The sequence below is a fragment of the Cyanobium sp. BA20m-p-22 genome (genome assembly GCF_024346275.1).
Lineage (GTDB): Bacteria > Cyanobacteriota > Cyanobacteriia > PCC-6307 > Cyanobiaceae > Cyanobium_A.
Genome location: NZ_JAGQCQ010000134.1, coordinates 1 through 9409, shown reverse-complemented (window position 1 = coordinate 9409; position 9409 = coordinate 1). Strand labels below are relative to the sequence as shown.

Here is a 9409-nt window from a genome sequence, read left to right as displayed (position 1 = left end):
GCAAGCGAGCCAACAACGGCACGGCCGTATCCCACTCCCATGTGCGCACCAAGAAGCTCCAACAGGTGAACCTGCAGGAGCGCAGGCTTTGGTGGGCCGAGGGCAACCGGTTTGTCAAGTTGCGTGTTTCTACCCGCGCCCTCAAAACCATCCAGAAAAAAGGTCTGGGTGCCTACGCCAAGGAACTCGGCGTGAACCTCGCCAAAATCTGAGCCGACCATGCGGCGCCGGGTACTGCTGAAGTCATTGGCGGCCCTCGTCCCCCTCTCCGCAGGCGCTTTGGGCTCGATGTCGTTCGCTCGTCGGGCCGAGGCCATCGGTGGAACCTTGCCGCTGTTAAATCAGCCTGCGCCAAATTTCAGCCTGGCTGGCATCGCACCAGCTAGCAAGGGGGAGGTAGTGGAGACCAGGCTTGAACTGGCCGATTTCGGTGGCAGCTGGCTGGTGCTCTACTTCTATCCCCGGGATTTCACCGGCGGTTGCACCCTTGAGGCCCGTGGCTTCCAGCGCGATCTTGCCGCCTTCAAGGCTGCTGGCGCAGCGGTTGTAGGTGTCAGTGCCGATGACGCCGACTCCCATGCTGAGTTCTGCAGTAGTGAGGGCCTGGCCTTCCCCCTGCTGTCCGATCCTGCCGGCACAGTCAGCAGGGCCTATGGCAGCTGGATCGCGCCCTTCTCCCAACGCCACACATTTTTGATCGATCCGGCCGGGGTGTTGCGAGCCAACTGGCTGGCCGTGCGGCCCAGTGGCCACAGCGCCGAGGTGCTAGCAACCCTGCAGGGGCTCCAGGCCGGCTGAGCGGCCAAACCCCGATCGCTCGCTAACGAACGGCAATTTGGTTTGCCAGGTCTTGCAGTAGTTGGCGATGGACCTCCGTTTGTTGGCGCAGGGCAGCCAGTCGGGCAGCCGCAGGCGGGCTGTCGAGTGCGCCGCTCCAGGCCGCCAGCAGCTCGGCCGGGGCTGCCATCGCATCGAGGCTGTGGCAGGGGCAGCCCAGGCCGTCTGCGGCAGCTTGCACCTTGGGGTCGTAGCTGAGGGCAGCACAGGGTGCTCCGGCGAGGGCAGCCAAGATGAGGCCGTGGAGCCGCATGGCCACCACCAGCCCGGCACCGCTGGCCACCGTCATCGCCTCGCTGGGCCTCTCTGCCAGCACCTCCCGGCTGCGGCCAGCCAGCCCCGCAGGCAGCAGCTGCTGCTGGTCAAGCTGCTCCAGCAGGCCCCTGTCCTGGGCGGCGTGGAAGGGGAGCCAGATCACCTCGCGGTCCTGCAGGCGGGCCAGTTGGTCGAGGGCCTGGAGATAGGGGTGCCAGGCCGATCCCTGCAGCTCCTTGGTGGGACGTAGGCAGAGCACCAGGGGGCCTCCGCTGCCACGCCACGGCTGGGCAGGTAGGGCCCAGACCGGATCGCTGCCCACCGGGCCATCACGGCCAAGCTTTCTGGCCAGAGCCGCCGACTCCTGGTCGCGCCAACTCACCGCCGTGACCAGGCCGAGCAGGCGCCCAACCAGGATCCGGCTGGGCCGCCGCCGCAGGGGCCCCAATCCCTGGCCCCAGAGCAAGACGGGCTTGGCCTCGAGTCGGGCGGCAAAGATCAGGGCCGCGTAGTAGAGCAGGCTGCGGAAGCTGGTGGAATCCTGCAGCAGGCTGCCGCCACCCAATACCAGCCCATCGCAGTTACTGAGGGCCTTCAGCACCTGGGCCAGGCTGCGGCGCTGCACCGTATCCACTCGGAAGCGTTGCCGCACCAGGTCGGTGTCATAGGCGGTGACCGTCGCCGTAAACCCCGCTGGCATGTGGCCGAGCAGCACTTCCAGCAGGGCGTCATCACCGAGGTTGTGCTCGCCGTAGTAGCCAACCAGCAAGAGCTGCCGCCTGGCCTTTTCCCCCTTCTGTCTGGTCTCGCGCACGAGCCGATCGACTCCTACCTTTCAGCTTCGCACCCTGAGAAGATCGAGCCCATGCATGCGCTCTCCCTGCCCACCTGGTGGATCCATATCACCTCCGTACTGGAGTGGGTAGTCGCCATGCTGGCTGTGCAGCGGCTTGGGGTGCAAAGGCGGGAGGGGGGCTGGCGCTGGCTGAGCCTGGCCATGCTGCCTGCCCTGGTCAGCGCCATGGCTGCCTGCACCTGGCACCTGTTCGACAACAGCCCCGAGCTCTACGGGCTGGTGGTTTTCCAGGCGGGTCTCACCGCCATCGGCAACGCTGCCCTGGCCCTGGCCGCCTGGAACCTGCTGCGCCAACAGCGCCAGGTCAATTCATGAGCGGCATGGGCGGCGTGCTCAGCTGGCTCGCCCAGATCGATCCCAGCCCCCTATTCGTGCTGTCGCTGCTTCCCTATTTGGCCTTCCTCTGGTGGGCGAGCCAGGTGGAGGGATTTCCAAAGTTGGCCCTGCGGGGTTTCCAGTGCACCCTCCTGTTTGTGGCCGTGACGATTGGGGCGGCCATCGTTGCCCAACTGCGCTACGGCGAATTACTGGCCAACGTCGATGCCCTCCATGGCGGTGCCGAATCCCTGCTCACCGTCTCGAACCTGCTGGTGGTGCTCGGCTTCAGCGGCTTCGGCGCCGCGCTGGGCCGGAGGCAATGAACAAGTCTTAAGCAGGGGGGGCGCAATGCGATCGGCCCCGGAAGATGGGGCGTTGCCATTCGCTCCATGCTTACTCCCCTTCTAGCTTTGGCCCCTGCTTCCATCTCCTGGTCGCCCAAGGTGGCGTTGGTGATGATCGTCTGCAACGTGATCGCCATTGCCATTGGCAAGGCCACCATCAAGCAACCCAACGTGGGTCTGCAGCTACCCAGCCCGACCCTGTTTGGTGGTTTCAGCCACGGCGCCATGCTCGGCACCCTCAGCCTCGGTCACATCCTCGGCATGGGCGCCATCCTTGGCCTGGCCTCCCGCGGGGTGGTCTGAGCCACCAGGAGCCAAGGGGCGTCAGGCGGCTACAGGCTGGCTGGCGCCCGCCAGATTCGAAGACACTGGAGAGCCGTAGCGCTCCAGGATGCGATCGGCCATCTGGGGTGGGGTGAGGCCCAGGCTCTGCTTGCTTTGATCTGGGCTGGCGTGGTCAACCAACACGTCGGCAATGCCGATGCGCAGCACCGGCACAAGCACGTTGTGGTCAACGAGCGCTTCGACCACCGCGGAGCCAAAGCCACCGGCCAGGGCCGCTTCCTCCATGGTCACCACCCGGCCGATACGTTGGGCCATCGGCAGAATCAGGGCCTCGTCTAGGGGCCGCAGGAAACGGGCGTTGATCACCGCTGCCCGCATCCCCTTTTCCTGCAGCAGCCCGGCGGTGGCCATGGCCGGACTCACCATGGCCCCGTAGGCCACGATCAGCAGGTCATCGCCATCGGTAAGCAGCTCGCCGCGACCAATCTCCAGGGGTAGAAAGCCCTCTTCAGCCAGGGGAACCCCTTCGCCCTCCCCGCGGGGAATGCGCAGGGCACAGGGGCCGCTGTGGTGGATAGAGGTCACCAGCATGCGCTGCAGCTCGGCCTCGTCCTTGGGGGCCATTACGGTGAAATTGGGGATGGCGCGGAAATAGCTGATGTCGTATTGGCCCTGGTGGGTGGGGCCATCGGCCCCGACAATGCCAGCTCGATCCAAAACAAAGGTGACCGGCAGATTCTGAATGCCCACGTCGTGGATCAGCTGGTCAAAGGCCCGCTGCAGGAAGGTGCTGTAGATCGCCACCACGGGCTTGAGGCCCTCACAGGCCATGCCGGCTGCCATGGTGACGGCGTGCTGTTCGGCAATGCCAACGTCAAAATACTGATCGGGTAGGGCCTTCTCAAGCAGGTCAAGGCCGGTGCCGGTGGCCATGGCGGCGGTGATGCCCACAACGGTCGGGTCCTGCTCACAGAGCTTGACCAGGGTCTGGCCGAATACCTTGCTGTAGCCAGGCGGTTTCGGCTTACTGGAGGGGTAGGCCTTGCCGGTGGCCAGGTCGAAGGCACTTTGGGCGTGGTAGCCCACCTGATCGGCCTCCGCATAGGCGTAACCCTTGCCCTTGGTGGTGGCCACATGCACCAGCACGGGACCTTCAGTGCGATGGGCCTGCTCAAAGGTGCGCACCATCCCGGCGATGTCATGGCCATCTATCGGGCCGATGTAGGTGAAGCCCAACTCCTCGAACACGGCTCCCACCTTGGGAACCGCTAGGCGCTTCATGCTCTCTTTGAGGGTTTTGAGTTCATTGGGCAGCTCGCCGTGCAGGAAGGGCAGGTGCTTGATCGCCTCCTCCGCATTGCCCTGCAGGAACTGCAGGGGCGGACTCAGCCGCATCCGGTTCAGGTAGGTGGAGAGGGCTCCCACCGGCGGGCTGATCGACATGTCGTTGTCGTTGAGCACCACCAGCAACTTGGTTTTCGGCAGGTGGCCGGCATGGTTGATCGCCTCGAGGGCCATGCCACCGGTGAGGGCGCCATCGCCAATCACGGCTACGCACTTGAAATCCTCGCCGCGGCGATCCCTGGCGAGGGCCATCCCCAGGGCAGCAGAGATGGAGGTGCTGGCATGGCCGGCGCCGAAATGGTCAAAGCGGCTCTCGCTCCGCTTGAGGTAGCCCGCCACCCCATTCTTCTGGCGCAGGCTGTCAAAATTTTTGTATCGCCCAGTCACCAACTTGTGGGGATAGGCCTGATGACCCACATCCCAAACCACCTTGTCGCGCTCGAGGTCGAGGGTTTGGTAGAGGGCGAGGGTGAGCTCCACCACCCCCAGCCCTGGGCCGAGATGGCCGCCGCTGGTGCTCACCACCTCCAGATGGCGCTCCCGGATCTGGCGGGCAATCGCTTCAAGCTCAGCCGTGCTCAGGCCGTGCAGCTGATTCGGATGACTGAGCTCGCTGAGATGCATGCACAGCCCTGGAGGTGCAGTGCAATCTAGGCCTTGGCTTCCACTGGCAGGTGCGAATTGCGACACTGGTGCCATGAGCGCCGATCCCCAGACCTACCTCCAGCGAATCCTGCGGGCCCGGGTCTACGACGTGGCCATTGAGTCGCCGCTGGATCCCGCGCCGAATCTCTCAGCCCGCTTGCACAACCGGGTACTGCTTAAGCGGGAGGACCTGCAGCCGGTCTTCAGCTTCAAGCTGCGGGGTGCCTACAACAAGATGGTGGCTCTGAGTGCGGCCGAGCTGGAGCGGGGCGTGATTGCCGCCAGCGCCGGCAACCATGCCCAGGGAGTTGCCCTGGGGGCCCAGAAGCTGGGCTGCCGGGCCGTGATCGTGATGCCTGTCACCACGCCTGAGATGAAGGTCAGGGCTGTTGCTGCCCGGGGGGCCGAGGTGGTGCTGCACGGCGATAACTACGACGCGGCCTGCGCCGAGGCAACTCGCCTGGGCCAGGAGCGGGGCCTCAGTTTCATCCATCCTTTCGACGATCCCGACGTGATTGCCGGCCAGGGCACGATTGGGCTGGAGATCCTGCGCCAGTGTTCCTCACCACCTGATGTGATCTATGTGGCCGTGGGTGGTGGCGGCCTGATTGCCGGCATCGGTGTGTACGTAAAGACCCTCTGGCCCCAGGTGCAGATCGTGGGCGTTGAGCCCGAGGACGCGGACGCCATGACCCGTTCCCTTGCCGCCGGCGAACGGGTGGAGCTGGAGCAAGTGGGCCTATTTGCCGACGGAGTGGCCGTGCGCAGGGTGGGGGAGCACACCTTTGCCCTGGCCCAGCAGACGGTGGATCGGATGGTGACGGTCAACACCGACGCCATCTGCGCCGCCATCAAGGACGTGTTTGAAGACACCCGCTCGATCCTGGAGCCGGCCGGGGCCCTGGCGGTGGCGGGGATGAAGCGCGACGTGGCGCAGCAGGGATTGCATGGCAAGACCCTGGTGGCGGTGGCCTGCGGCGCCAATATGAACTTTGATCGCCTGCGCTTCGTGGCCGAACGCACGGAGATCGGCGAAGACCGTGAGGCGATGTTGGCGGTGGAAATTCCCGAGCAAACCGGCAGCCTGAGGCGCTTCTGTGGCGTACTGGGCCAGCGCAACCTCACCGAATTCAGCTACCGCCTGGCCGATCCCCGGGTGGCCCATATTTTTGTTGGGGTGCAGACCAGCGGCACGGCCGATGAACAGGACCTGATCCACGACGTGCGCCGGGCGGGGTTCCCCTGCCTCGACCTCTCCAACGACGAACTCGCCAAGCTGCACCTGCGCCACATGGTGGGTGGACGCCTACCCGCCAGTGCTGGGGCCGCCCTCGAGCTGGGTGAGGAGCTGCTCTACCGCTTCGAATTCCCGGAAAAACCGGGCGCCCTGATGGCCTTCGTCAACGCCCTGCACGCCAGCTGGAATATCAGCATTTTTCACTACCGCAATCACGGAGCTGACGTGGGCCGGATCGTGGTGGGCGTGCAGGTGCCCCGTAGCGAGAGGCCGCAGTGGCAGGACTTCCTTGCCGGCCTGGGCTACCAGCACTGGGATGAAACCGACAATCCTGCCTACCGGCTGTTCCTCGGCCCCAGCACCAGCCCCCTACCGGCCCTGGCGTGAACTGGCCTGGGCCAGGCAGGTTGGGGTACCCTGCGCCCATGCAGACAGGTGCCCCAGCTGAGGCGATTGAGAATCTCTCCTTACCTGCTCGGATTGAGGCGATTCTCTATCTCAAAGGCAGGCCCCTGACCCTGGCCGAACTGGCGGCCATTGCCATGGTCAGCCGCGAGGAGGCTGAGCTCGGCCTGATCACCCTGATCACCGACTACGCCCACCGCGACACCGCCCTGGAGGTGCGCCAGGAGGGCAAGTGCTACAGCCTGCAGTTGCGGGAGGGCCTGGGCGATCTGGTTCAGAACCTCTTGCCCGTCGACCTCTCCACCGCCGCCCTGCGCACCCTGGCCACAATCGCCCTCAAAAAGCGCATCCTCCAATCTGAGTTGGTGGAGCTGCGTGGCTCTGGGGCCTACGACCACATCAAGGAGCTACTGGCCCAGAACTTCATCGAGCGCAAGCGCCAGAGCGACGGCCGTTCCTACTGGCTCACCCTGGGCGAAAAATTCCATCGCACCTTCGCCATCAGGGCCGAAGACCTGCAAGCCCGAACCCCCACCACGGCGAAAGGCTGGCAAACCGCTGCCTAGAGTTCACCCAACTGAAGGTTTGCTCCATCCATGGAAGCTCTGAGTTTCTTGTTGCAGGTGCTGGCCCAGACCTTGAGCATCTACACCTTGGTGCTGTTGGTGCGGGTGCTGCTCAGCTGGTTCCCCAACCTTGACTGGAGCAATCCGCTGCTTTCGACGGTGAGCTCGATCACAGACCCCTACCTAAACGCCTTCCGGGGCCTGATTCCGCCCCTGGGCGGCCTTGACCTCTCGGCGATTCTCGCCTTTTTGGCCCTGCAGTTGGTCCAGAGCCTGCTCCAGGGTGCCAGCGTTTCGGTGCTCGGCGCCGGCTACTGAACCACTACTGAACCACTACTGAACAACTAGTAAACAACTACTGAACCAGGGTTCGCTCCGCCAGCTCCTGTTCAAGGGGCAGGAGTTCATCCTCGCTGCCGGCTCTGGTGCGCACGGGCGCGCTGAAGCCGCGGGCCTTGACATTGCGGAAGCCCAAGGGGCCTGGGGTTCCCGCCGGAACGGCCAGGCGCAGGCCAAAGGTCGAGGAACCTGGTGGTACGTCACCGATGCTGCCTACCCGGGTGCGGTTTTGGAGCACCGGCTCACCGCTCGAATCCAGAATCAGGGCAAAGACATCCGTATCCACCACGGGTTTTTGGCCCGTGTTAATCACCGTGCCGCGCAGGGCATAGCAACTGGCGCCGGCGGGCCGCCCCAGCTCCGGCTGGGCGCCTATGTCTTCGGCGGGGCAGGGCTCGAGGCTGACCTCAGAGACCTGGAGCCCGCTGGCCCAGGCGGGGGCAGCCACCAGCCACAGGGCCAGCAGAATGGGGGTAAATACTGCTGTCAGCCAGGGCTTGCCTCTGTTCACCGGCTGTCTCCACTGCCTGAGATCACGTTACGGGCAGAGCGGCTTGCCAATTTGTCCAGGTTGGCCTGGGCAACCTGATCGAGCTCCAGACCCAATTCGGTGGCCAGCTGGGCGACGTACCAGAGCACATCCCCCAGCTCCAGCTGCAGGGCTGCGATCAACTCGGCCGAAAACTCACCGCCTTGATCGCGCAGCACCTTTTTGACCTTATCGGCCACCTCGCCGGCCTCGCCGCAGAGTCCGAGGGTGGGATAGATGGGGTTTGCGCCCGCATCCGGGTAGCAGGCGGTGGCCCGGGATCGCTCTTGATAGGTGTGAAAGTCCAACTAGGGCAGCCCGTTGCAGGCCTGGATGGTAGTTTCCAGCTGTCTGTTGGCGCCTGCATGCCCCAGCCCGATCTCATGCGACGCACCAAGATCGTGGCCACCATCGGGCCCGCCACGGAATCCCCAGAGCGGTTGCGGGAGCTGATAGCCGCTGGCGCCACTACATTTCGTCTCAATTTTTCCCACGGCGACCACAGCGACCATGCGGTTCGCATCGCCACCATCCGCCAGGTCGCAACCGAGCTGGGCATCGAGATCGGCATTCTTCAGGATCTTCAGGGGCCCAAAATCCGCTTGGGCCGCTTTGCTGATGGACCCATAACTCTGGCCAAGGGAGATCGCTTCGAACTCACCTCCCGGGATGTGGCCTGCAACCTGACGATGGCAAGCGTCACCTACGCCAAATTGGCCGACGAAGTGGTGCCCGGCAGCCGCATCCTGCTCGATGACGGCAGGGTGGAGATGCTGGTTGAACAGGTCGACAAGGGCCAGCAGACCCTCCACTGCAGCGTCACCGTTGGCGGGGTGCTCTCCAACAACAAGGGGGTCAACTTCCCCGATGTGCAGCTTTCGATCCGGGCTCTCACCGACAAGGATCGGGCCGATCTCGCCTTTGGCCTGCAGCAGGGGGTCGACTGGGTGGCCCTCAGCTTCGTGCGCAATCCCTCCGACATGGTCGAGATCCGCGAGTTGATCCGCAGCCACGGCTACCAGACCCCAGTGGTGGCAAAGATCGAGAAATTTGAGGCGATCGACCAGATCGACGACATCCTGCCCCTCTGTGACGGGGTGATGGTGGCAAGGGGCGACCTCGGCGTCGAAATGCCTGCCGAGGAAGTGCCCTTGCTGCAGAAGGAGCTGATCCGCAAGGCCAACAGCCTCGGTATCCCGGTTATCACCGCCACCCAAATGCTCGATTCGATGGTGAGTTGCCCCAGGCCCACCAGGGCCGAAGTGAGCGATGTGGCCAATGCCATCCTCGACGGCACAGATGCGGTGATGCTCTCTAATGAGAGTGCGGTCGGCGACTTCCCGGTGGAGGCCGTAGCCACGATGGCCACCATCGCCAGGCGGATCGAGCGCGACTACCACCAGCGCCTCCATGACACCAACATGGCGCCCACAATTGGCAATGCGATCT

13 protein-coding genes are annotated in these 9409 nt (G+C 64.5%); 9 read left to right on the top strand and 4 right to left on the bottom strand.

Annotated elements, in window-relative coordinates; translation table 11 throughout:
* Both rpmB and KBZ15_RS12220 read left to right on the top strand, forming a co-directional pair.
* A partial coding sequence (gene rpmB / locus KBZ15_RS12225) for a 50S ribosomal protein L28 (RefSeq protein WP_255015477.1) occupies positions 1-212 on the top strand: 212 nt, incomplete at its 5' end.
* A gap of 7 nt (positions 213-219) precedes the next feature.
* Positions 220-798: a peroxiredoxin gene (locus tag KBZ15_RS12220; RefSeq protein WP_396123468.1), complete on the top strand. Its 579-nt coding sequence runs from the start codon at positions 220-222 to the stop codon at positions 796-798.
* A 22-nt stretch (positions 799-820) separates the two neighbouring features.
* On the opposite strand, the gene csaB is transcribed toward KBZ15_RS12220, so the two are convergent.
* On the bottom strand, positions 821-1906 hold the full coding sequence (gene csaB / locus KBZ15_RS12215) for a polysaccharide pyruvyl transferase CsaB (RefSeq protein WP_255015475.1): 1086 nt from the start codon (positions 1904-1906) through the stop codon (positions 821-823).
* A gap of 51 nt (positions 1907-1957) precedes the next feature.
* Between csaB and KBZ15_RS12210 the strand changes: the two genes are divergently transcribed.
* The 3 genes from KBZ15_RS12210 to psaK all read left to right on the top strand — a co-directional run bounded on the left by KBZ15_RS12210 (position 1958) and on the right by psaK (position 2913).
* On the top strand, positions 1958-2263 hold the full coding sequence (locus KBZ15_RS12210; RefSeq protein WP_254930133.1) for a DUF2499 domain-containing protein: 306 nt from the start codon (positions 1958-1960) through the stop codon (positions 2261-2263).
* A complete protein-coding gene (locus tag KBZ15_RS12205; protein ID WP_255015474.1) occupies positions 2260-2589 on the top strand; it encodes a DUF3593 domain-containing protein in 330 nt (109 codons plus the stop codon). Before KBZ15_RS12210 ends, KBZ15_RS12205 begins: the two co-directional genes overlap by 4 nt.
* 66 nt (positions 2590-2655) lie before the next feature.
* Positions 2656-2913 carry a photosystem I reaction center subunit PsaK gene (psaK, locus tag KBZ15_RS12200; protein ID WP_255015473.1) on the top strand — a complete coding sequence of 86 codons (258 nt, stop codon included), beginning with the start codon at positions 2656-2658 and terminating at the stop codon, positions 2911-2913.
* Between the two features lie 21 nt (positions 2914-2934).
* On the opposite strand, the gene dxs is transcribed toward psaK, so the two are convergent.
* A complete protein-coding gene (gene dxs / locus KBZ15_RS12195; RefSeq protein ID WP_255015472.1) occupies positions 2935-4863 on the bottom strand; it encodes a 1-deoxy-D-xylulose-5-phosphate synthase in 1929 nt (642 codons plus the stop codon).
* 73 nt (positions 4864-4936) lie between these two features.
* Here dxs and ilvA point away from each other — a divergent pair, with 73 nt between their 5' ends.
* Genes ilvA through KBZ15_RS12180 form a run of 3 tightly spaced genes read left to right on the top strand, consistent with a single transcriptional unit; the run spans position 4937 to position 7410 of the window.
* Positions 4937-6508 carry a threonine ammonia-lyase, biosynthetic gene (gene ilvA / locus KBZ15_RS12190; RefSeq protein WP_255015471.1) on the top strand — a complete coding sequence of 524 codons (1572 nt, stop codon included), beginning with the start codon at positions 4937-4939 and terminating at the stop codon, positions 6506-6508.
* 38 nt (positions 6509-6546) lie between these two features.
* Positions 6547-7092, top strand: a complete 546-nt coding sequence (gene scpB / locus KBZ15_RS12185; protein WP_255015470.1) for an SMC-Scp complex subunit ScpB — start codon at positions 6547-6549, stop codon at positions 7090-7092.
* A gap of 30 nt (positions 7093-7122) precedes the next feature.
* Positions 7123-7410 (top strand): YggT family protein, encoded by a 288-nt coding sequence (locus KBZ15_RS12180; protein ID WP_254930128.1) that lies wholly within the window; start codon positions 7123-7125, stop codon positions 7408-7410.
* A gap of 37 nt (positions 7411-7447) precedes the next feature.
* On the opposite strand, the gene KBZ15_RS12175 is transcribed toward KBZ15_RS12180, so the two are convergent.
* The gene (locus KBZ15_RS12175) at positions 7448-7879 is read right to left on the bottom strand and encodes a hypothetical protein (RefSeq protein ID WP_255015469.1); all 432 of its coding nucleotides are present in this window, start codon (positions 7877-7879) and stop codon (positions 7448-7450) included.
* 59 nt (positions 7880-7938) lie between these two features.
* On the bottom strand, positions 7939-8268 hold the full coding sequence (locus KBZ15_RS12170) for a nucleoside triphosphate pyrophosphohydrolase family protein (protein ID WP_255015468.1): 330 nt from the start codon (positions 8266-8268) through the stop codon (positions 7939-7941).
* Between the two features lie 57 nt (positions 8269-8325).
* Here KBZ15_RS12170 and pyk point away from each other — a divergent pair.
* Positions 8326-9409, top strand: a 1084-nt coding sequence (pyk, locus tag KBZ15_RS12165) for a pyruvate kinase (protein ID WP_255015467.1), incomplete at its 3' end; no start/stop codon positions are given.

Excerpts from the sequence above, each read along its gene's own strand:
- KBZ15_RS12220 (WP_396123468.1), top strand. The coding sequence starts at position 220 with ATGCGGCGCCGGGTACTGCTGAAGTCATTGGCGGCCCTCGTCCCCCTC.
- KBZ15_RS12210 (WP_254930133.1), top strand. The coding sequence starts at position 1,958 with ATGCATGCGCTCTCCCTGCCCACCTGGTGGATCCATATCACCTCCGTA.
- KBZ15_RS12205 (WP_255015474.1), top strand. The coding sequence starts at position 2,260 with ATGAGCGGCATGGGCGGCGTGCTCAGCTGGCTCGCCCAGATCGATCCC.
- psaK (WP_255015473.1), top strand. The coding sequence starts at position 2,656 with ATGCTTACTCCCCTTCTAGCTTTGGCCCCTGCTTCCATCTCCTGGTCG.
- dxs (WP_255015472.1), bottom strand. The coding sequence starts at position 4,863 with ATGCATCTCAGCGAGCTCAGTCATCCGAATCAGCTGCACGGCCTGAGC.
- ilvA (WP_255015471.1), top strand. The coding sequence starts at position 4,937 with ATGAGCGCCGATCCCCAGACCTACCTCCAGCGAATCCTGCGGGCCCGG.
- scpB (WP_255015470.1), top strand. The coding sequence starts at position 6,547 with ATGCAGACAGGTGCCCCAGCTGAGGCGATTGAGAATCTCTCCTTACCT.
- KBZ15_RS12180 (WP_254930128.1), top strand. The coding sequence starts at position 7,123 with ATGGAAGCTCTGAGTTTCTTGTTGCAGGTGCTGGCCCAGACCTTGAGC.